The following is a 20,785-nucleotide window of genomic DNA, read 5'->3' on the forward strand; positions in this document are numbered from 1 at the left end:
CTGCTCGGGCCCACCGGCCTCTCGTCGGCTGTCCCGCCGGCTCCCGCGCGCTGGCACCCCGCACCGAAAGTTAGATTGGACCCATGAAGCTCGAACTGCGGGGCATCACGAAGCGCTTCGGCGCTCTCGTGGCCAACGATCACATCGACCTCACCGTCGAACCCGGTGAGATCCACTGCCTCCTCGGCGAGAACGGCGCGGGCAAGTCCACGCTGATGAACGTCCTGTACGGCCTGTATCAGGCGGAGGAGGGCGACATCCTGCTGAACGACGTGGTCCAGCGCTTCTCCGGCCCCGGCGACGCCATGAAGGCGGGGATCGGGATGGTGCACCAGCACTTCATGCTCGTCCCGGTCTTCTCGGTCGCCGAGAACGTCATGCTCGGCCACGAGGAGACGAAGTCGGGCGGCCGGCTCGACCTGGCCGCCGCGCGCGCCCGCGTCCGCGACATCTCCGACCGCTTCGGCTTCGACGTCGATCCCGATGCGATCGTCGAGGACCTGCCCGTCGGCGTCCAGCAGCGGGTCGAGATCATCAAGGCGCTCTCCCGCGACGCGAAGGTCCTCGTCTTCGACGAGCCGACCGCCGTGCTGACCCCGCAGGAGACCGACGAGCTGATCGCGATCATGCGGCAGCTGCGTGCCTCCGGGACCGCGATCGTCTTCATCACGCACAAGCTGCGCGAGGTCCGCGAGGTGGGCGACCGCATCACGGTCATCCGCCTCGGCCAGGTCGTGGGCGAGGCCTCGCCGACCGCGAGCAACGCGGAGCTGGCCTCGCTGATGGTCGGCCGCGCCGTCGAGCTCACCGTCCAGAAGGAGCCGGCGCGGGCGGGCGACGAGGCCCTCGTCGTCAGCAACCTCACCGTCCGGGACGCGAACGGGCAGGCCGTCGTCGACGACGTCTCGTTCGAGGTCCGCCGCGGCGAGATCCTCGCCATCGCCGGCGTGCAGGGCAACGGCCAGACCGAGCTGACCGAGGCGATCATGGGCCTGCAGGAGCGCGTGGAGGGCACGGTGACCCTCGACGGCCGCCGGCTCGACGGCCTCTCCGTCCGCCGGGTGCTCGACGCCGGCGTCGGCTTCGTCCCCGAGGACCGCACCGAGGACGGCCTCGTCGCCGAGTTCACCATCGCGGAGAACCTGATGCTCGACCGCAGCGACAGCGGCCCGTTCGTCAAGGGTCTCGGCCTGCAGCTGAAGGCGCTGGAGACGTTCGCCGAGGAGCGCGTCCGCGAGTTCGACGTCCGCGCGCAGGGCATCACCACGCACGTCGGCCGGCTCTCCGGCGGCAACCAGCAGAAGGTGGTCCTGGCCCGCGAGCTCAGCCGTGAGCTGCGGCTGTTCATCGCCGCCCAGCCGACCCGCGGCATCGACGTCGGCTCGATCGAGTTCGTGCACAAGCGCATCGTCGAGACCCGCGACACCGGCGTGCCCGTCATCGTCGTCTCCACCGAGCTCGACGAGGTCGCGGCTCTCGCCGACCGCATCGCGGTCATGTACAAGGGCGGCATCATCGGGATCGTCCCCGCCGACACTCCCCGGGAGACCCTGGGGCTCATGATGGCCGGGCAGTCGCCCGCCGAGAAGGGTGCGGCCGCATGAGCGACGCGCAGTTGCCCGCCGTCGATCCGGACGCCGAGTCCGAGAGGGCGACCGGTCTCGAGCCGGGCCAGAAGCCGGGTCAGGAGGCGCGGCCCGGCCCGATCGAGAGCGGGGCCTCGCGCGTCCTCCGCGAGATCCTCTCCGGCACCGCGCTCATGTCGGTGCTGGCCGTCCTGCTCTCGCTGATCGCGGGCGGCGTGCTGATCGCCGCCACCGACCCCGAGGTCCAGTCGGCCTCGGGCTACTTCTTAGCCCGGCCGCTCGACACGCTGCAGGCGATCTGGCAGTCGGTCGCCGGGGCGTACTCCTCGCTCTTCCAGGGCTCGGTCTACAACTTCCGCCGCGAGGGCTTCGCGAACGGCATCAAGCCGCTGACCGACACCCTCGCCTTCGCCACGCCGCTGATCGCGGGCGGCCTCGGCGTCGCCCTCGCCTTCCGCGTCGGGCTCTTCAACATCGGCGGCCGCGGCCAGATGCTGATCGCCGCCGCCTGCGCCGGCTGGGTCGGCTTCTCCTTCGACCTGCCGTTCGGCGTGCACCTGGTGATCACCCTCGCCGCGGGCATCCTGGGCGGCGCGCTCTGGGGCGGCCTCGTCGGCCTGCTCAAGGCGCGGACCGGCGCGCACGAGGTGATCCTCACGATCATGCTCAACTACGTCGCGTTCTACTTCGTCTCCTACCTCCTGCGCACGCCGGGCGCCCTCCAGGCTCCGGGCTCGAACAATCCCAAGTCGCCCGGGATGAAGGACACGGCGGTCTTCCCCGACCTCCTCGGCTCCGGCTACTCGCTGAACCTCGGCTTCGTCGTCGCGATCCTCGCGACCGTCTTCGTCTGGTGGCTGCTCAACCGCTCGAGCATCGGCTTCAAGTTCCGCGCGGTGGGCGAGAACCCGCACGCGGCCCGGGTCGCCGGCATCGACGTCAAGAACAGCTACGTGTACGCGATGCTGCTCTCCGGTGGCCTGCTCGGCCTGGCCGGCAGCGCGCAGGTGATGGGCACCGTCACCACCGGCTTCACCTCCGGGATCGACGCGGGCATCGGCTTCGACGCGATCACCGTCGCGCTGCTGGGCCGCTCGCGGCCGTGGGGCGTCTTCTTCGCCGGCATCCTCTTCGGCGCGTTCAAGGCCGGCGGCTACTCGATGCAGGCCGCCGAGGGTGTGCCGATCGACGTGGTCCTCGTCGTGCAGTCGCTGATCGTCCTCTTCATCGCCGCGCCGCCCCTGGTGCGCGCGATCTTCCGCCTCCCGACGCCCGGGGTCGCCCCCAAGCGCCGCACGCGCCGCACCACGGAGGTGTCCGCATGACCACCGCAGTCTCCCGTGCCCCCGGGACCGCGTCCCGGGTCGCCGTCCGCAGCTGGAAGGCCCCGATCGCGTTCGGGATCTTCTCGCTGCTGGCCGTGATCCTGTTCGTGGCCCTCGGCCGCGACGGCACCAGCTCGTTCCGCCTCGCCTCCGGCAACGACTTCTTCGCCCTGCCGGACCTGCCGTTCCCGACCCGCGCCACCGGCGTGGTCGTGGCGGTCGTCCTGGTCGGTCTGACGGCGGTCGCCGTCGCCTTCACCCGCTCGGCCCGCCGCCTGCCGCTCTGGCTCTCGGCGCTCTTCGCGCTCGTCTTCCTGGTCGGCTTCCTGGTCTGGGCGTCCGCGGGCGCGACGCTGCCGCTGCCGGGGCTGCTCCTCGGCACCGTCGGGCTCGCGACTCCGCTGATCTTCGGCTCGCTCGGCGGGGTCATCTCGGAGCGCGTCGGCGTGGTCAACGTCGCGATCGAGGGCCAGCTGCTCGCCGGCGCCTTCACCGCGGCGATGGTCGGCTCGCTGACCCGCCAGCCCGTGCTCGGCCTGCTCGCGGCGATGATCGCGAGCGTGCTGGTCTCGTTCGTGCTCGCCGCCTTCGCGATCAAGTACCTGGTCGACCAGGTGATCGTCGGCGTCGTCCTCAACGTCCTCGTGACGGGGCTCACGAGCTTCCTCTACTCGCAGGTGCTGACCAGCGACGCCGCCGTCTTCAACTCGCCGGTCAAGTTCGACCGGCTGCCGATCCCGGGACTCAGCCAGGTGCCGATCCTCGGACCGGTGCTGTTCAACCAGACGATCATCGTCTACCTGATGTACTTCGCGATCTTCGCCGTGTGGTGGGGGCTCTTCAAGACGAAGTGGGGCCTGCGGCTCCGCGCGGTCGGCGAGCACCCCCAGGCCGCGGACACCGTCGGCATCAACGTGGCCAGGACGCGGTTCTGGAACGTCTCGCTGGCCGGCGCGATCGCGGGCATGGGCGGGGCGTACTACACGCTCGACGCGGTCGGCGCGTTCGGCAAGGAGATGACGGCGGGCGCGGGCTTCATCGCCCTGGCGGCGGTCATCTTCGGCCGCTGGGACCCGATCAAGGCCACCCTCGCCTCGCTGCTGTTCGGCTTCGCGACCAACCTGCAGAACGTGCTCGGCGTCATCGGCTCGCCGGTGCCGAGCGAGTTCATGCTGATGCTGCCCTACGTGGTGACGATCTTCGCGGTCGCCGGCCTGGTCGGGCAGTCGCGGGGTCCGGCCGCCGCCGGCAAGCCCTATCTCAAATCGTGAGGACGGATCCGATGACCGACATCGACTGGGACGCCTTGCGCACCGCCGCGCTCGACGCGATGGGCAAGGCCTACGTGCCGTACTCGAAGTTCCCCGTGGGCGTCGCCGCGCTGGTCGACGACGGCCGGGTGATCTCCGGCTGCAACGTCGAGAACGCCTCCTACGGCCTGACCCTCTGCGCCGAGTGCGCGCTGGTGTCGTCGCTGCACATGACGGGCGGCGGCCGGCTCGTCGCCTTCACCTGCGTGGACGGCAAGGGCGGCGTGCTGATGCCCTGCGGGCGCTGCCGTCAGCTGCTCTTCGAGCACTCCGCCGACGGGATGCTCCTGCAGACCGTGTCGGGCGTGAAGACGATCGACGAGGTCATCCCCGACGCGTTCGGTCCGCGCACCCTCGAGGCGTACGCGGCCGAGTAGTCCCGCCCCGCCGACGCCCTCCGCGGCGCCGACGGCCCTCCGCGGCCGTGCAGCGCCGCCGCCTCCCGCTCCCACTCCTGAACCGAGGACCTCGCATGACCCCGTCCACCCCCGTCGAGGCGTTCGACGCCGTCGACGTCATCCGCACCAAGCGCGACCGCGGCACGCTCTCGACCGCGCAGATCGACTGGCTGATCGACGCCTACACCCGCGGCTACGTCCAGGGCGAGCAGATGGCCGCCTTCGCGATGGCCGTGCTGCTCAACGGGATGGACCGCGACGAGATCCGCGACCTGACCCTCGCGATGATCGCGAGCGGCGAGCGGATGAGCTTCGACGGCCTCGGCAAGCGGACGGTCGACAAGCACTCCACCGGCGGGGTCGGCGACAAGATCACGCTGCCGCTGATGCCGCTGGTCGCCTCCTTCGGCGTCGCGGTGCCGCAGCTCTCCGGTCGCGGCCTCGGCCACACGGGCGGCACGCTCGACAAGCTCGAGGCGATCCCCGGCTGGCGCGCGGACCTCAGCAACGAGGAGATGTTCGAGCAGCTGCGGACGGTCGGCGGCGTCATCTGCGCCGCGGGCTCCGGGCTCGCTCCGGCGGACAAGAAGCTCTACGCCCTGCGCGACATCACCGGCACCGTCGAGGCGATCCCGCTGATCGCCTCCTCGATCATGTCGAAGAAGATCGCGGAGGGGACCGACGCCCTGGTCCTCGACGTCAAGTTCGGCTCCGGCGCGTTCATGACCGACATCGAGCGCTCGCGCGAGCTGGCCCGCGCCATGGTCGATCTCGGCAACGACGCCGGCGTCCGCACCACGGCGCTGCTGACCAACATGAACGTGCCGCTCGGCCTCGCGATCGGCAATGCGAACGAGGTCCGCGAGTCCGTCGAGGTGCTCGCCGGCGGCGGCCCCGCGGACGTCCGCGAGCTGACCCTCGCGCTCGCCCGCGAGATGCTGGCGCTGGCCGGGCAGCCCGACGCGGACGTCGAGGGTGCGCTCGACGGCGGCGCGGCGATGGACACCTGGCGTGCGGTCATCCGCGCCCAGGACGGCGACCCGGACGGCGCGCTGCCGGTCGCCCGCGAGACGCACGTCGTCCTGGCCGAGCGCGACGGCGTCCTGGTCGAGCAGCAGGCGCTGCCCTTCGGCATCGCGGCCTGGCGCCTCGGCGCGGGGCGCGCGCGCCAGCAGGACGCGGTGCAGCACGCCGCCGGCATCGACCTGCACGCGAAGCCCGGCGACCGGGTCCGCGCCGGTCAGCCGCTCTTCACGCTCTCCGCCGACGAGCCGTCCCGCTTCTCCCGCGCGCTCGAGGCGCTGGACGGCGCGTACCGCATCGGCGACGAGGGCGACGCGGTCCTCGACGGCGGCCCGCTGGTGGCGGAGCGCATCGCCTGACCCGCGCCGCCGCTCGGGTCGACCTCCGGCTCGCGGAACGGCCTCCGGCACGCGGAATCTGCGGATTCCGACGTGCCGGAGCTGCTTCCGCGTGCCGGAGGTGGTCGGGGTCGATATCCGGCTCGGCGAACCGAATCCGGCGCGTGAATTCCGCTCGTTCGGGCGTGCCGGAGCTGTTTCCGCGTGCCGAAGGTGAGGGTGGACGTCCGGCTCGTGAAACCGCGCCCGGCTCGTAAGATCCGCAGCTTTCAGCGTGCCGGAGTCGGTTTCGCGTGCCGGAGATGGGCAGGCAGGAGCTTCGGCTCGTGGAGTCGGCCCGGGCTCGTGGAATGCGCGGGTTCCGACGTGCCGAAGGTGATTCCGCGTGCCGGGATCGGGCCCAGAGGATGTCCGGCTCGTGGAATGAGCCCGGCTCGGGGGATTCGCGAGTTCCGGCGTGCCGGAGGTCGTTCCGCATGCCGGAGGTGGCCCGGCCTGCTCGCGCACCCGGCCTGACCCGGACGGGGTGGCAGCCGCGAGGGAGGCCGGCGCGGGCGGCACCGTAAGGTGGTCGGCGAACCGTCGTCCCACCGGAGGAGCACCGTGACCGACAGCACCGAGACCGGCAGCAGCCACGAGGAGTACCTCCTCCCGGGCGAGGGCATCCTCATCGACGACCTGCCCAAGGTGTCATTGCACGACCACCTCGACGGCGGACTCCGCGCCGAGACGATCGTCGACATCGCCGCGCAGACCGGCGTCGCCCTGCCCGCCGAGGACCCCGAGGCTCTCGAGCGGTGGTTCACCACCACGGCCGACTCCGGCTCGCTCGAGGACTACATCGCCACCTTCGAGACCACGATCGCCGTCATGCAGACCGCTTCGTCGCTCGAGCGCGTCGCGCGCGAGTTCGTGCTCGACCTCGCCGCCGACGGAGTCGTCCACGGCGAGATCCGCTGGGCGCCCGAGCAGCACCTCCGCTCCGGTCTCACCCTCGATGCGGCCGTCGAGGCCGTGCAGGAAGGACTCGAGCAGGGCGTCCAGGAGGCGGCCGCGCACGGCTCGCGGCTCGGCGTCGGCCAGCTGATCACCGCGATGCGGCACACCGACCGCTCGCTCGAGATCGCCGAGCTGGCCCTGCGCCACCGCGAGCGCGGCGCGATCGGCTTCGACATCGCCGGTGCGGAGGCGGGCTTCCCCGCGTCGCGGCACCGCCCCGCGTTCGAGCTCCTCGCCGCCGCGCACTTCCCGACGACCGTGCACGCGGGCGAGGCGGACGGCCTCGACAGCATCCGCTCGGCGCTCCTGGACGGCCGGGCACTGCGCCTCGGCCACGGCGTCCGGCTCGCGGAGGACATCCGCGTCGAGCGCCAGGACGACGACGCCAGCTACGTCACCCTGGGCGAGCTCGCCGAGTGGGTGAAGGACCGGCGGATCGCGCTCGAGCTCAGCCCGTCCTCGAACCTGCAGACCGGGGCGATCGCCGCGTGGGGCACCGAGCTCGCCGACCACCCGTTCGACCTGCTCTACCAGCTCGGCTTCCGCGTCACCGTCAACACCGACAACCGCCTGATGAGCGGCACGACGCTCAGCCGCGAGCTCGCGCTGCTCTCGGACGCGTTCGGCTACGACCTCGACGACCTCGAGGCGTTCCAGGTCAACGCGGCCGAGGCGAGCTTCCTGCCGCTGGACGAGCGCCGCGAGCTGATCGAGACCATCAGCGCCGGCTTCGAGGCGGCCTGAGCATGCCCCTCGACCCGCTCTCCGACGCCGCGGTGGCCCTGCGCCACCCCGCCGCCAGCTGGCGCGAGGCGGTCATGGAGGCGGGCCGCGCCCTCGAGCGCAGCGGCGCGGTCGACCCGGCCTACTCCCGCCGGATGGTCGAGCAGGTCGACGTGCTCGGGCCCTACATCGTGATCGCCCCCGGCCTCGCCCTCGCGCACGCCCGCCCCGGCAACGACGTGCTCGCGGACGGGATCTCGGTGGTCACCCTCGCCGACCCCGTCGCCTTCGGCCACAGCACCAACGACCCGGTCTCGGTCGTCATCGGCATCGCCGCCACCCAGGCGCACGGCCACGTCGGCTTCGTCTCCGGCCTCGCCGACGTCCTCAGCAAGCCGGATGCGGTCGCGGCCCTCGCCGCCGCCCGCACCGTCCGCAGCATCAACGCCGTCCTCACCGACGACACCCCGCACCACGGAAGAAGCGCATGAAGATCGTCACCCTCTGCGGCGCCGGAATCGGCACCTCCGCCATCCTCAAGCTCGGCGCCGAGCGCGCCCTCGAAGCCCTCGACCTCGAGGCCGAGGTCGTCGCCTCCGACCTCGCCTCCGTCGACGCCCTCGCCGCCGACGCGCAGGTCATCCTCACCTCCAGCGAGCTGATCGACAGGATCGGCAAGACCTTCGCCGAGGTCGTCGTCATCGACAACTACCTCGACCAGACCGAGATCACGGCGAAGATCGAGCGCGCGCTCGGCGGTGCCGTTCTCTGAGCCGCTCCCTGCGCGGCTCAGCGCAGTCGGCTTCTCGTCGTGGTGCGTTCCATGGAGCGTGTCGCGTCGCGCTGTCTCGAATCGCTTGGCACGCGATTCTCGATCGCGCGCTCTGCCTTGAGGGTGCTCGCTCCTGACCCGTGGTGCCGTTTTCTGAGCCGCCCCTTGTGCGGCTCAGCGCGGTCGGCTTGTCGACGTGGTGCGTTTCGTGGAGCGGGTCGCGTCGCGCTGTCGAGAATCGCTTGGCACGCGATTGTCGACAGCGCGCTCTGCCTTGAGGGTGCTCGTTCTGGGTGGGTGCGAGGGCGGTCCGGGTCGCGAGATGCCACTTGTGTGCGCGACACGCCGGGGGAGGCTTGCACAAGTGGCATCTCGCGAGGCGGGCGGCGGGGCGGCGGGTCAGGGGGCCAGCAGGGTGAGGGTGCGGGTGAGGAGGGTTCGGGCGCGGGCGGGGGAGAGGCGGGTCGGCTGCTCGGCGGCGCGGGCGACGGCGATGCCGTCGAGGACGGCGAGGAGGAGCGCGGCGTCGTCGGGGCCGAGCGGCGCCGTGGGGTGCGCGGCGTGCAGCAGCTCCAGGACGACGTCCTCCGTGCGCGACCAGCCGGCGGTGTGCAGGGCGCGGATCTCGGGGTCGGTGCCGGCGCGTGAGGCGAACGCGGTCCAGACGACGGCGTCGGGGACGTCGGCGTCCTCGACGCAGGCGATCGCCTCGCAGAAGGCGCGGAGACGAGCGTCCGCCGACGGCTCCTCCTCCCGCAGGTCGAGCATCCGTCGGCGGAACCGCTCCTCCACCGCTGCCATCGCGCCGGTCAGCAGCGCCTGCTTCGTCGGGAAGTGGTGCTGGACGGCGCCTGCCGAGACGCCTGCTTCAGCGGCGACGGTCCGGATGCTGAGCTGATCGGCCCCGCGCGTCGAGAGGACGGTGACGACCGCCGAGAGGATGTCGCTCCTGCTCTCGCGCCGATCGGCCACGTGCGCTCCCCTCGATCCGTCCGCTCGAGCAGGCTACGCTCTCGACCATGACCAATACGACTGTATTGCCAATCGCCGAGACGGCGAGAGCGCGCATCGACTCGCTGGACGTCGTCCGCGGCGTCGCGATCATCGGGACCCTCGGCACCAACATCTGGCTGTTCTCCCACCCCTGGGGACTGCTCGGGATGCTCAGCGAGCCGGTGACGCCCGGGACATCCCCGGGCGCGCAGACCGTGCAGCTGGTGCTGATGGCTCTGGCACAGGGGAAGTTCCTCGCCCTGCTCTCGCTCACCTTCGGCATCGGGCTGGCGATCCAGCACGCGTCGGCGGTCCGCCGGGGTCGGCGCTGGCCCGGCCGCTACCTCTGGCGGGCGACGCTGCTCCTGTTCGACGGCGCGGTCAACTACGTGCTGATCGCGGAGTTCGATGTGCTGATGGGCTACGCGGTGACGGGAGCGGTCGTGGCCTGGCTGCTGCTCACCCGGCCGCGGACGCAGCGGCGCACGGTGGTCGTCCTCGGGGCGTTGCACGTCCTGCTGATCTCGGCGCTCGTGGCGCTCGTGGCGACGCAGCCGGGTGCCGCCGGTCAGGGTCCGACGGGTCGCAGCCCCTACGCTGACGCCTCCTTCCTCGGCCTCGCCGTCTTCCGGCTGCAGAACACGGGAGTCTTCCGTGCCGAGCCCCTGCTGATCGGATTCCTGAGCCTGGCGATGTTCCTGCTCGGTGCTCAGCTGCTGCGCGCCGGCCTCTTCGCGGAGGAGGGGCGACTGCTGCGGCGGCGGCTGATGGTCCTCGGTGCGGTCGCCGCTCCGGTCGATCTGGCGCTCGGACTCACCGGGAGCGCGGCCGGTCTGCTGGCCGAGCGCTACCTCGTCGCTCCGCTGGTGGCGCTCGGGCTGCTCGCCCTCCTCGCCGAGCTCGGCCTGCGCCGGGGCAGCGACGGCTGGCTCGCGCGTCGCGCTCGCGAGGTCGGCCGGGTCGCTCTGAGCGCCTATCTCCTGCAGAACCTGCTCGGGGGCGCTCTGTTCTACGGCTGGGGCCTCGGGCTCGCGGTCACCGTGGCGCCGTGGCGGGTACCCGTGACGATCGGCGCCTTCGTCCTGATCGCGTCGATCGTCGTGCTCGCCGCGCATCTCTGGCTCCGCCGCTTCGCTGTCGGCCCGGTCGAGTGGCTCTGGAAGCGCGGCGAGCAGCTCGGGAGTCGTCCCTCGCGCTGACGACGTGGTGCGCCAGAGCCCGCGCCAGGGCGGCAGGGTCGGGACGTCCGTGCGATTCTCCGACCTGGCTCCGTCTCCGAGCCTCTTCACCGAATCGAGAGGACTGAAGTGCGCACTCGCATCCGCTGCACGATCGCCGGGCTCACCACCCTCGGGCTCCTGGCGGGAGGCGCTGTTCTGGGGGCGGGGCCCGCCTTCGCTCAGACCCCGTCACCCGCCGCGTCGACCGCCACAGCCACCTCCACTGCCGCTCCGGAGTGGAGTGCGACCGCGACCTACACGGGCGGGCAGCAGGTCACCCGCCAGGGGAGGCTCTACACCGCCGGCTGGTGGACCAGCGGCGAGGACCCGCTGCGGGTCTCGGGGGCCGTCGGGACCGACAAGGTCTGGCAGCCCGCCGCGGGCGTGACCGCGCCGACGGTCGCGCCGACCCCCACCGCCGCGCCGACGCCGACCGCCGCTCCCGCACCGACCCGCGCTCCTGCGTCCGTCACCGTCCCGGCGCCGTCCGCGAGCCTCGCGCCGGCCGCCCCCGCGTCGAACCCGTTCCCCGGTGTCGCGGAGTGGAGCGCGTCGGCGACGTACACCGGCGGCCAGCAGGTCGTGCGCGACGGGAAGCTCTACACCGCCGGCTGGTGGACCAGCGGTGCGGACCCCCGCGAGGACTCTGGACCCATCGGCTCCGGCAGGGTCTGGCAGCCGGCCGCCGCGGTCACTCCGGCACCGGCGCCGACTCCCGCGGTCACTCCGACTCCGGCGAGCACCACGACCCCGTCGCCCGCGCCCGCCCCGACCACCGATCCCGGGAAGGCCCCGAGACCTTCGGCGGCGCCCGCGACCGGAACGTCCCCCGCCGTCCTGCGCTCCGGCTACAAGGACATCACCATCAACATGGACTGGAACACCCACCAGCTGCGGACGGTGCTCGACGGGAAGATCGTCCCCCTCGTGGGGCCGGACTCCTGGGCGAGCCGGACCGGCAGCAGCGCGGTCACGCTCGCCTTCGCCTCCGGCACCGGGGACGCCCCGAACTGGGCGGGCGTCACGGCGGACGAGTTCCGCAGCTCGATCGACCAGCTGGTCGCCGCGGACGTGGACTACGTGCTCGCCACCGGAGGAGCCTCGGCGGTGTTCACCGCGAACGCTGCGCAGCTGGACTCCTTCATCAGCCGCTACGCCTCGAAGAACCTGATCGGCATCGACTTCGACATCGAGCGCGGGCAGACCGCCGCGCAGATCCGGGAGCTCGCCGACGCCGCTGCCGTGGCCGAGGTGAAGTACCCGGACCTCCGGTTCCAGTTCACCCTGCCCACCGCGGCGGCGTCGGACGGATCGAGGTACAGCCTGACCGACGTCGGAGTCACGACCGTCGAGGCGATCAAGGCCTCGGGCGTGCAGCACTACACCGTCAACCTGATGGCCATGGACTACGGGTCGCCGACCGCCGCGAACGCGGTCATCGATTCGACGACCGGGAGGACCGACATGGGGGCGTCCGCCGTCCAGGCCGCTCGGAACGTGCACGAGAAGCACGGCATCCCCTACTCGAAGCTCGAGCTGACCGCGATGATCGGCGTCAACGACGTGACCGAGGAGGTCACCTCCGTCGCGGACTTCGAGACGATCGCCGCCTTCGTGAAGACGCAGGGCCTCGCCGGACTGCACCACTGGTCCGTCGACCGGGACACGCCCTCCACCGTGGGCGTGGTGTCTCCGCTGGGCTCCGGGACGGCCATCCCGTCAGGAGCGTTCGCCGCGGTCGTCAACCGCGCCGGCTGACCCCCGCCCGTTCGCTGCGCCGCCCCGCCGACCCGTGGGGCGGCGCTGCGGCGTGCCCCGGACCCGGTCCTCGCCGTCCGTGTCGCTCGTCCTTCGCTGCATCCGTCCTCTCCGCCCGCCCCCTTCCCAGGAGCCGCCCACCCATGTCCTCGATCCCGTCCGACCCCTCCTCACCCGAACTCCGGCACGCCTCGCGGCGTCCGCGTCCGCTGCTCCGCCGACTCCTGTCCGTCCTCGCGGCGGCCGTCGCCGTCGTCCTCGGGCTCACCCTGTCGACGGTCGCGGCGGCGTTCGCGCTCGCCGTGTCCCTGCCCTTCGCGATCGCCGTGTGGGTGGTCCTGTCCCTGCTTCTCGTCTTCCTGCTGGTCTCGGCCGTGCAGCGCCTGCTCCCGCGACGGCCTCGGCCGGTCCGCCGGTCGGTGCGCCTGCGCACCCCGCTGATCGTCGCCGCGGTCGCGACCGCCGCCATCGGCGCGCTCGCCGGCGGGACCGTGCTCGCGCCGATCGGCGGGTCGTCCGTCGGCTTCGGCCCGGTGGCCCCGCAGTACTGGGACCTCTCCACCGGCTCGCACGTCGCGTACTGGAAGACCCCCGCTCCCACTCCCGGGGGATCCGAGGTCCCGATCGTGTACGTGCACGGCGGCCCCGGCGGCTATGTCGCCGCCCTGGACCTCGACTTCCTGCCCGCCCTCGCCGAGACCGGCCACGACGTCTACCTGTTCGACCAGCCGGGCGCCGGCTACTCCGACGACCTGCCGATCCACGACTACTCGCTGGAGCGGTCCGTCGCCGACATCGACGCCGTCCGGGAGAAGACGGGCGCGGATCGCGTGATCCTCGTCGGCCACTCGGCCGGGGGCTACCTCGCCGCCGCCTACACCGCCAAGCACCCCGAGCACGTGGAGAAGGCGGTCCTCCTCTCCTCCGGGACCTACGACCCGTCGGAGGACGGACGGCGCGCGGTCGCCGAGGCGCAGGCGGCAGCCGATGCGCGGCCGGTCAAAGACCCGGCAGAGCGGGCGGAGCCCGCAGCGGAGGAGCCCGCTCCTCTCCCGCTGGGCGCTCAGCTGCGCGCGGCCGCCGGAGTGGCGCTTCTGCGGTCGGTCGGCCCGGACGCCGCCGTGAACCTGCTCCCGCAGGACGCCGGCAGGCGTGTGGCGGCGGCGTCGCTGGGCGAACCCGGCGGCATCAATGTCTACTCGAACCTGCTGCTGACCGACGACTTCCTGGCGCACTGGGCGATGACGCTCGAGCAACTCCACACGGTGGACGTGCCCACGCTGGTCGTGCGGGCGCAGGACGACTTCGTCGACTGGCGCGGCCAGCACGCCCTTGCCGAGGCGATCCCCGGCGCGCAGACGGTCTTCATCCCCGAGGGCGGGCACGCCCCCTGGGTGCGGGCTCGTGAGCGCAGCCTCGCCGCCGTGTCCGACTTCCTCCTGGACCGGGCGCAGCCGATCTCCACCGGCGACGCCGACCCGGGGCTGGCGGACGCTCCCGATCGCGGCTGACCGCCGCTCAGCGCAGGAGCTCGGCGGCTCCCGTCCGCAGGGCGTCGAGGCGGGCGGCGACCGCGCCGCGGCGGGCGTCGGCGTCCGCCTCGTGCGACCACGCGTCGAGGTAGAGCTTCACCTTGGGCTCGGTGCCGCTCGGCCGGGCGATCAGGCGGGCGCCGTCGAGGGTGAACCGCAGTGCATCCGTCGGCGGCAGCGCTCCGCCCGCCGCGAGCAGGTCCTCCGTGCGCTGCACGGCGAGGCCGGCGATCGCGGCGGGCGGCGCGCTGCGCAGCCCCGCCATGATCCGGCCGATCTCGGACAGGTCGGTCACCCGGAGCGAGATCTGCTCCGAGCCGAACAGGCCGAAGCGCTCGGCGAAGGCGTCGAGCTCGTCGGCGATCGTGCGGCCCTCCGCGGCGAGCGAGGAGGCGAGATCGAGGAAGGCGAGCGCCGCCGAGATGCCGTCCTTGTCGCGGACCGTCTCCGGGTTCACGAGGTAGCCGAGAGCCTCCTCGTAGCCGAAGACGAGGTCCGGGACGCGGGAGATCCACTTGAAGCCGGTCAGCGTCTCCGCGAACTCCAGCCCGTAGTCCCGGGCGACCGCTCCGAGCGCGGGGGAGGAGACGATCGAGCAGGCCAGCGCGCCGCCCGTCCGGCCCGCGGTGCGGGCGCGCTCGGCGGCGCGCCAGCCGAGCAGCGCGCCCACCTCGTTGCCGGAGAGGCGACGGAAGCCGTCCGCGAGCGACGCGTCCGGGATCGCCGCGGCGAAGCGGTCGGCGTCGGGATCGTTGGCGACGATCAGCTGAGCGCGGCCCGAGCGCGCGGTCGCGAAGGCGAGGTCGAGCGCCCCGGCCTCCTCGGGGTTGGGGAACGCCACCGTGGGGAACGCGGGATCGGGGTCGATCTGCTCGACGACCACGGCCGGCTCGTCGAAGTCGGCGGCGGAGAGCACGCGGTGCGCGGTCTCCCAGCCCACGCCGTGCATCGCCGTGTAGACGACGCGGAGCGGCGCCGACTGCCGTCCGACCGCCGCCGTCGCGGCGATGTAGGCGTCGACGACGGATTCGTCGGCGACGCGGTACTCGCCCCGCGGCAGCTCGGTGACGCGGCGCTCGGTCGCGACCGCGAGGATCCGCTCGGCGATCGCGGAGTCGACCGGCGGCACGATCTGCGAGCCGTCGTCGTCGCCGCCGAGGTAGACCTTGTAGCCGTTGTCCTGCGGCGGGTTGTGGCTCGCCGTCACCATCACTCCGGCGTCGGCGCCGAGGTGGCGGACGGCGAAGGCGAGCACGGGAGTCGGCAGCAGGCGGGGGAGCAGCACGGCGTCGGCACCCGCGCCGGCCATCAGGGCGGCCGAGTCCTCGGCGAAGACGCGGGAGTTCCTCCGCCCATCGTAGCCGATGACGATCAGCGGGCGCTCGAGGCCTTGCGCGCGCAGATGGTCGGCGAGCCCGACGGCCGCCTGCGAGACGAGGACGCGGTTCATCCGGTTCGACCCGGCCGCGATCGCCCCGCGGAGCCCGGCGGTGCCGAAGGCGAGGCGCTCGCGGAAGCGGTCCGCCAGCTCTGCCGCGGCGGCGGGGTCACCGGCGGCGTCGGCCGACAGCAGGTCGACGAGCTCCTGCCGCGTCTCCGGGTCGGGGTCCTGGGCGAGCCAGTCCTCGGCGCGCGCGCGGACGTCCGCCGTCACAGCGCGCCCGTGATCCCGGCGAGGAGGCGGGCGAGGTCGTCCTCGGCGTTCCGCCCGGCCTCGAGGACCTCCTCGTGGCTCAGCGGCGTCTTCTGGATGCCCGCCGCCAGGTTCGTGATCAGCGACATGCCCAGCACCTCCATGCCCGCCTCGCGCGCCGCGATCGCCTCGAGGGCGGTCGACATGCCGACGATGTGGCCGCCGATGATCCGGGCCATCTGCACCTCGGCCGGGCTCTCGTAGTGCGGGCCGCGGAACTGCACGTAGACGCCGTCGTCGAGGTCCGCGCGGGTCTCCCGGGCCAGCGCCCGCAGCCGGGCCGAGTAGAGGTCCGTGAGGTCGACGAAGGTCGCGCCCTCGAGCGGAGAGTCGGCGGTGAGGTTGATGTGGTCGCTGATCAGGACCGGGGTGCCGGGGGTCCAGTGCTCCTTGATGCCGCCCGCGCCGTTGGTGAGGATCATCACCGAGGCGCCGGTCGCCGCGGCGACCCGGACGCTGTGCGCGACCCGGCGCACGCCGTACCCCTCGTAGTAGTGGGTGCGGGCGCCGATGATCAGCGCGCGCTTGCCGGTCGGCAGCAGCACCGAGCGGAGGCTGCCGCCGTGGCCGTGCACGGCCGACTTCGTGAAGCCGACGATGTCGGTCGCCGGGACCACGGCCGTCGTCTCGCCGATCGCGTCGGCGGCCTTGCCCCAGCCGCTGCCGAGCGTGAGGGCGATGTCGTGCTTCTCGACGCCGGTCGCCTCGATGATCTGGGCGGCGGCCTCGGCGGCGATCGCGAAGGGATCGGCGTCGGCGGAGTCGAGCGGATTGGGGGTCTGGTCAGCCATTCCCCCACCCTATCCACGCGCGACGCGGGGGCGGGCTCGGCCCGCGGACCCTCCTGGACCCGCGTCGATTGGGCGAACTCCCAGCACGGGAGGACAATGGGAGACATGCCTTACGAGTTCGAGCGCACGCAGCGGATCGCCGTCCTCGGAGGGGGACCCGGCGGCTACGAGGCCGCCCTCGCCGGAGCCCAGCTGGGCGCCGAGGTCACCCTCGTCGAGCGGGTCGGAGTGGGCGGATCGGCCGTCATCACCGACGTCGTGCCGTCGAAGTCGCTGATCGCGACCGCCGAGGCCACGAATGCGATCGGCGAGGCCGCCGACCTCGGCGTGCAGTTCTTCACCCGCCACGAGCAGACGAACAAGCCGGTCCGCCCCGAGGTCGCGGTCAACCTCGCCACGGTCAACAAGCGCCTCCTCGGGCTCGCCCGCCAGCAGTCCGAGGACATGCGCGCGAACCTCGTCCACCACGGCGTGCGCATCGTGCAGGGCGACGGGCGCCTCGACGGCTCGAACGCGCTGATCGTCGCGACCGCGCCCGGCGACGAGGGCATGGACTTCGACCGGATCGAGGCGGACACCATCGTCGTGTCCGTCGGCGCCAGCCCGCGCATCCTGCCGTCCGCCGCGCCCGACGGCGAGCGGATCATGAGCTGGACCCAGCTCTACAACCTCAAGACGGTGCCAGAGCATCTGATCGTGGTCGGCTCGGGCGTCACCGGCGCGGAGTTCGCCTCCGCGTATCGCGCGCTCGGCGCCAAGGTCACGCTGATCTCCTCCCGCGACCAGGTCCTCCCCGGCGAGGACGCGGACGCCGCCGCCGTGATCGAGAACGTCTTCAAGCGCAACGGCATGGTCGTGCTGTCCAAGTCGCGCGCCGATCGCGTCGAGCGCACCGAGACCGGCGTCCGCGCCGTGCTGTCCGACGGCCGCGTCGTCGAGGGCTCGCACTGCCTGATGGCCGTCGGCTCCATCCCGAACACCGCCGGCATCGGCCTCGAGGAGGCGGGCGTCCAGCTCACCGACTCGGGCCACATCCGCGTCAACCGCGTCGCGCGCACCAGCGTCCCCTCGATCTACGCGGCCGGCGACTGCACCACGTTCCTGCCGCTCGCCTCCGTCGCCGCCATGCAGGGCCGCACCGGCGTCTTCCACGCCATGGGCGACGCGGTGAACCCCACCGAGGTGCGCAACGTCGCGGCGAACATCTTCACCCAGCCCGAGATCGCGACCGTCGGCTGGAGCCAGAAGGAGATCGAGGAGGGCCTCGCCCAGGGCGAGATCTACAAGCTCCCCCTCGCCGCCAACCCGCGGGCCAAGATGATGGGCATCCGCGACGGCTTCGTGAAGGTCTTCGCCCGCACCGGCTCCGGCACCGTCATCGGCGGCGTCATCGTCGCCCCCAAGGCCAGCGAGCTGATCTTCCCCCTCGCCCTCGCCGTCGAGCACCGCCTCACCGTCGACCAGGTCGCCCGCGCTTTCACCGTCTACCCCAGCCTCACCGGCTCCATCTCGGAGGCGGCGCGCGCCATGCACATCGTCAGCTGACGCTGACGATGTGCACGCCATCCTCTGAGCCGCTCCCCGCGCGGCTCAGCGCAGTCGGCTTCGCGACGTGGTGCGTCCCGCAGAGCGTCTCGCGTCGCGCTGCCGAGAAACGCTGGCACGCGTTTCCCGGTCGCGGCGCTCTGCCCTGCGGGCGAGCGGCTCCGGCGGGTGCCCGCCCCATGCTGATCGAGTAGCGCGCGGAGCGCGCGTATCGAGATCCGGTGCCGCCTGGGGCGCGGCGTCAGCGGTGGTGGTGGAAGCGGCCTTCAACCGCATTGCTGATCAAGGGAGGGTCTCGATACGCCGCTGAGGCTACTCGACCAGCATGGGGCGGACGCGGTTCCGGCGGTCGCGCATCGGCCGATCATGCTGATCGAGTAGCGCGTGGAGCGCGCGTATCGAGATCCGACGCTGCCCGAGGCGCGGCGTCAGCTGTGGTGGGAGCGGCGTTCACCCGCACTGCTGATCGAGGGAGGGTCTCGATATGCCGCTGCGCGGCTCCTCGACCAGCATGGGGCGGACGCGGTTCCTGCGGTCGCGCATCGGCCGTCCATGCTGATCGAGTAGCGCGTGGAGCGCGCGTATCGAGATCCGGCGCCGCCCGGCGCGCAGTATCAGCTGTGGCGCGGTGTCATCGCTGGTGGGCGATGAGGGCGGCTCCTGGCTGATGGCGTGCGCCTGGAGCTGCACTGCTGGTCGAGGGGCGGTCTCGATACGCCGCTGCGCGGCTACTCGACCAGCATGAACCCGCCGAGCCCTCCCGCGAGCAACGGCTCAGCCGGCCTGCGTGGAGCGGCCCGGCTCGCCCACGAGCAGCGTCAGGCAGAGCGCGAGACCGAGAAACGCGTGTCAGCGTTTCTCGGCCGCGCGACGTTAGACGCTCTGCGGAACGCACCACGTGAACGGGCCGACTGCGCCGGGCCGCGCGGGGAGCGGCCCGGAATCAAGCACCGATGGACAGCAGCACGTGGCCCGAGGAGACCGTGGTGCCCGCCTCCGCGTTCAGGGAGCGGACGACGCCGTCCTTGTGGGCGGTGAGGGGCTGCTCCATCTTCATGGCCTCGAGGACGACGACGAGGTCGCCGGTGACGACGGTGTCGCCCTCGGCGACGGCGACCTTGACGATGGTGGCCTGCATCGGGGCGGTGACGGAGTCGCCGGTGACGGTGCTGACGGAGGCGGAGCCGCGGCGCTTGGGGGCGGCGGCAGCGGGACCGCGGGACGGGCCGGAGCCGACGAGGTCGCTGGGCAGGGTGACCTCGACGCGGCGGCCGTCGACCTCGACCACGACGCTCTGGCGGGCGGCCGGTCCGTCGATCGCGCCGGGCTCGCCGCTCCACGCCTCGATGGTGTTGTCGAACTCGGTCTCGATCCAGCGGGTGTAGATCGAGAACGGCTCGTCGCCGGCGGGGGCGAAGGCCGGGTCCTCGACGATCGCGCGGTGGAACGGCAGCACGGTGGGCAGGCCGGTGACCTCGAACTCGGCGAGGGCGCGGCGGGAGCGCTCGAGCGCCTCGGCGCGGGTCGCGCCGGTGACGATCAGCTTGGCCAGCAGCGAGTCGAACGAGCCGGAGATCACGTCGCCGGCGACGACGCCGGAGTCGACGCGCACGCCCGGTCCGCCGGGCGCCTTGAAGACGTGCACGGGGCCGGGGGCGGGCAGGAAGCCGCGGCCGGCGTCCTCGCCGTTGATGCGGAACTCGAAGGAGTGGCCGCGGGGCTGCGGGTCCTCGTAGTCGAGCAGGCCGCCCTCGGCGAGGCGGAACTGCTCGCGGACGAGGTCGATGCCGGTGACCTCCTCGGAGACGGGGTGCTCGACCTGCAGGCGGGTGTTCACCTCGAGGAAGGAGACGGTGCCGTCCTTGCCGATCAGGAACTCGCAGGTGCCGGCGCCGACGTAGCCGACCTCGCGCAGGATCGCCTTCGAGGCGCGGTAGAGCTCGGTGTTCTGCTCGTCGGTGAGGAACGGCGCGGGCGCCTCCTCGACCAGCTTCTGGTGCCGGCGCTGCAGCGAGCAGTCGCGGGTGGAGACGACGACGACGTTCCCGTCGGCGTCGGCGAGGCACTGGGTCTCGACGTGCCGGGGCTGGTCGAGGTACTTCTCGACGAAGCACTCGCCGCGCCCGAAGGCGGCGATCGCCTCACGGGTGGCGGAGGCGAACATCTCCTCGACCTCGTCGCGCTCGCGGGCGACCTTCAGGCCGCGGCCGCCGCCGCCGAAGGCCGCCTTGATGGCGACCGGGAGCCCGTGCTGGTCGACGAACTCGAGCACCTCGGCGGCGCCCGAGACGGGGTTCAGGGTGCCGGGCGCGAGCGGAGCGCCGACCTTCTCGGCGACGTGGCGGGCCGAGACCTTGTCGCCGAGGCGCTCGATGGCCTCCGGCGACGGGCCGATCCAGACCAGTCCGGCGTCGATGACGGCGCGGGCGAAGTCGGCGTTCTCGGCGAGGAAGCCGTAGCCGGGGTGCACGGCGTCGGCGCCGGAGCGGCGGGCGACCGAGAGCAGCTTCTCGATGACGAGGTACGTCTCGGCGCTGGTCGTGCCGCCGAGCGCGTACGCCTCGTCGGCGAGGCGGCTGTGCACGGCGTCGCGGTCCTGGTCGGCGTAGACGGCGACGGAGGCGATGCCGCTGTCACGGGCGGCCCGGACGACGCGGACGGCGATCTCGCCTCGGTTGGCGATGAGCACCTTCGTGATACCTGGCATGGTCCCCAACCCTAGAGGGCGCCCCGCGGATGCCCGGCGCGGCTCACCACAAAGAAGGGCGAGCGCTTCGTC

16 protein-coding genes are annotated in these 20,785 nt (G+C 72.5%); 12 read left to right on the top strand and 4 right to left on the bottom strand.

The genetic code is table 11. The features are described 5' to 3' along the window. Positions 1-83 precede the first annotated feature (83 nt). The 8 genes from EDF45_RS05240 to EDF45_RS05275 all read left to right on the top strand — a co-directional run bounded on the left by EDF45_RS05240 (position 84) and on the right by EDF45_RS05275 (position 8,474). A complete protein-coding gene (locus EDF45_RS05240) occupies positions 84-1,604 on the top strand; it encodes an ABC transporter ATP-binding protein (protein ID WP_123735198.1) in 1,521 nt (506 codons plus the stop codon). Continuing rightward, positions 1,601-2,911 (top strand): ABC transporter permease, encoded by a 1,311-nt coding sequence (locus EDF45_RS05245; RefSeq protein ID WP_123735199.1) that lies wholly within the window; start codon positions 1,601-1,603, stop codon positions 2,909-2,911. Before EDF45_RS05240 ends, EDF45_RS05245 begins: the two co-directional genes overlap by 4 nt. Then, positions 2,908-4,182, top strand: a complete 1,275-nt coding sequence (locus EDF45_RS05250) for an ABC transporter permease (RefSeq protein WP_123735200.1) — start codon at positions 2,908-2,910, stop codon at positions 4,180-4,182. The genes EDF45_RS05245 and EDF45_RS05250 overlap by 4 nt, the downstream gene beginning before the upstream one ends. A gap of 11 nt (positions 4,183-4,193) precedes the next feature. After that, positions 4,194-4,598 carry a cytidine deaminase gene (locus EDF45_RS05255; protein ID WP_123445294.1) on the top strand — a complete coding sequence of 135 codons (405 nt, stop codon included), beginning with the start codon at positions 4,194-4,196 and terminating at the stop codon, positions 4,596-4,598. Between the two features lie 95 nt (positions 4,599-4,693). Next, on the top strand, positions 4,694-6,001 hold the full coding sequence (locus EDF45_RS05260; protein WP_123733900.1) for a thymidine phosphorylase: 1,308 nt from the start codon (positions 4,694-4,696) through the stop codon (positions 5,999-6,001). 582 nt (positions 6,002-6,583) lie between these two features. Next, positions 6,584-7,723: an adenosine deaminase gene (locus EDF45_RS05265; RefSeq protein WP_123735201.1), complete on the top strand. Its 1,140-nt coding sequence runs from the start codon at positions 6,584-6,586 to the stop codon at positions 7,721-7,723. A 2-nt stretch (positions 7,724-7,725) separates the two neighbouring features. Next, a complete protein-coding gene (locus EDF45_RS05270) occupies positions 7,726-8,193 on the top strand; it encodes a PTS sugar transporter subunit IIA (RefSeq protein WP_123735202.1) in 468 nt (155 codons plus the stop codon). Continuing rightward, complete coding sequence (locus EDF45_RS05275; protein WP_123445297.1) at positions 8,190-8,474, top strand: PTS sugar transporter subunit IIB; 285 nt, start codon at positions 8,190-8,192, stop codon at positions 8,472-8,474. The genes EDF45_RS05270 and EDF45_RS05275 overlap by 4 nt, the downstream gene beginning before the upstream one ends. A 399-nt stretch (positions 8,475-8,873) precedes the next feature. Here EDF45_RS05275 and EDF45_RS05280 read toward each other — a convergent pair whose 3' ends face one another. Further along, the gene (locus EDF45_RS05280) at positions 8,874-9,446 is read right to left on the bottom strand and encodes a TetR/AcrR family transcriptional regulator (RefSeq protein ID WP_123735203.1); all 573 of its coding nucleotides are present in this window, start codon (positions 9,444-9,446) and stop codon (positions 8,874-8,876) included. 47 nt (positions 9,447-9,493) lie between these two features. Between EDF45_RS05280 and EDF45_RS05285 the strand changes: the two genes are divergently transcribed. From EDF45_RS05285 to EDF45_RS05295, 3 genes are all read left to right on the top strand, one after another. After that, positions 9,494-10,666, top strand: a complete 1,173-nt coding sequence (locus EDF45_RS05285) for a DUF418 domain-containing protein (RefSeq protein ID WP_123735204.1) — start codon at positions 9,494-9,496, stop codon at positions 10,664-10,666. A 108-nt stretch (positions 10,667-10,774) separates the two neighbouring features. Continuing rightward, complete coding sequence (locus EDF45_RS05290; RefSeq protein WP_123735205.1) at positions 10,775-12,445, top strand: carbohydrate-binding protein; 1,671 nt, start codon at positions 10,775-10,777, stop codon at positions 12,443-12,445. A gap of 143 nt (positions 12,446-12,588) precedes the next feature. Next, entirely contained in the window at positions 12,589-13,956 is a 1,368-nt protein-coding gene (locus tag EDF45_RS05295; RefSeq protein ID WP_123735206.1) for an alpha/beta hydrolase, read from the top strand. Between the two features lie 7 nt (positions 13,957-13,963). On the opposite strand, the gene EDF45_RS05300 is transcribed toward EDF45_RS05295, so the two are convergent. Continuing rightward, on the bottom strand, positions 13,964-15,631 hold the full coding sequence (locus EDF45_RS05300) for a phospho-sugar mutase (RefSeq protein WP_123735207.1): 1,668 nt from the start codon (positions 15,629-15,631) through the stop codon (positions 13,964-13,966). Further along, on the bottom strand, positions 15,628-16,461 hold the full coding sequence (locus tag EDF45_RS05305; protein ID WP_123735208.1) for a purine-nucleoside phosphorylase: 834 nt from the start codon (positions 16,459-16,461) through the stop codon (positions 15,628-15,630). The genes EDF45_RS05300 and EDF45_RS05305 overlap by 4 nt, the downstream gene beginning before the upstream one ends. A gap of 105 nt (positions 16,462-16,566) precedes the next feature. Between EDF45_RS05305 and EDF45_RS05310 the strand changes: the two genes are divergently transcribed. Continuing rightward, positions 16,567-18,006 carry an NAD(P)H-quinone dehydrogenase gene (locus EDF45_RS05310; protein WP_123702591.1) on the top strand — a complete coding sequence of 480 codons (1,440 nt, stop codon included), beginning with the start codon at positions 16,567-16,569 and terminating at the stop codon, positions 18,004-18,006. 943 nt (positions 18,007-18,949) lie between these two features. Here the strand turns inward: EDF45_RS05310 and EDF45_RS05320 are convergent. Further along, entirely contained in the window at positions 18,950-20,713 is a 1,764-nt protein-coding gene (locus tag EDF45_RS05320; RefSeq protein WP_123735210.1) for a biotin carboxylase N-terminal domain-containing protein, read from the bottom strand. Between the last annotated feature and the right edge of the window lie 72 nt (positions 20,714-20,785).

Source organism: Rathayibacter sp. PhB186 (assembly GCF_003751825.1).
In the GTDB taxonomy this organism is placed as follows: domain Bacteria; phylum Actinomycetota; class Actinomycetes; order Actinomycetales; family Microbacteriaceae; genus Rathayibacter; species Rathayibacter festucae.

What these genes read in the sequence shown, in the direction of transcription:
- EDF45_RS05240 (WP_123735198.1), top strand. Translation starts at nt 84, where the DNA reads ATGAAGCTCGAACTGCGGGGCATCACGAAGCGCTTCGGCGCTCTCGTG.
- EDF45_RS05245 (WP_123735199.1), top strand. Translation starts at nt 1,601, where the DNA reads ATGAGCGACGCGCAGTTGCCCGCCGTCGATCCGGACGCCGAGTCCGAG.
- EDF45_RS05250 (WP_123735200.1), top strand. Translation starts at nt 2,908, where the DNA reads ATGACCACCGCAGTCTCCCGTGCCCCCGGGACCGCGTCCCGGGTCGCC.
- EDF45_RS05255 (WP_123445294.1), top strand. Translation starts at nt 4,194, where the DNA reads ATGACCGACATCGACTGGGACGCCTTGCGCACCGCCGCGCTCGACGCG.
- EDF45_RS05260 (WP_123733900.1), top strand. Translation starts at nt 4,694, where the DNA reads ATGACCCCGTCCACCCCCGTCGAGGCGTTCGACGCCGTCGACGTCATC.
- EDF45_RS05270 (WP_123735202.1), top strand. Translation starts at nt 7,726, where the DNA reads ATGCCCCTCGACCCGCTCTCCGACGCCGCGGTGGCCCTGCGCCACCCC.
- EDF45_RS05275 (WP_123445297.1), top strand. Translation starts at nt 8,190, where the DNA reads ATGAAGATCGTCACCCTCTGCGGCGCCGGAATCGGCACCTCCGCCATC.
- EDF45_RS05285 (WP_123735204.1), top strand. Translation starts at nt 9,494, where the DNA reads ATGACCAATACGACTGTATTGCCAATCGCCGAGACGGCGAGAGCGCGC.
- EDF45_RS05295 (WP_123735206.1), top strand. Translation starts at nt 12,589, where the DNA reads ATGTCCTCGATCCCGTCCGACCCCTCCTCACCCGAACTCCGGCACGCC.
- EDF45_RS05305 (WP_123735208.1), bottom strand. Translation starts at nt 16,461, where the DNA reads ATGGCTGACCAGACCCCCAATCCGCTCGACTCCGCCGACGCCGATCCC.
- EDF45_RS05310 (WP_123702591.1), top strand. Translation starts at nt 16,567, where the DNA reads ATGCCTTACGAGTTCGAGCGCACGCAGCGGATCGCCGTCCTCGGAGGG.
- EDF45_RS05320 (WP_123735210.1), bottom strand. Translation starts at nt 20,713, where the DNA reads ATGCCAGGTATCACGAAGGTGCTCATCGCCAACCGAGGCGAGATCGCC.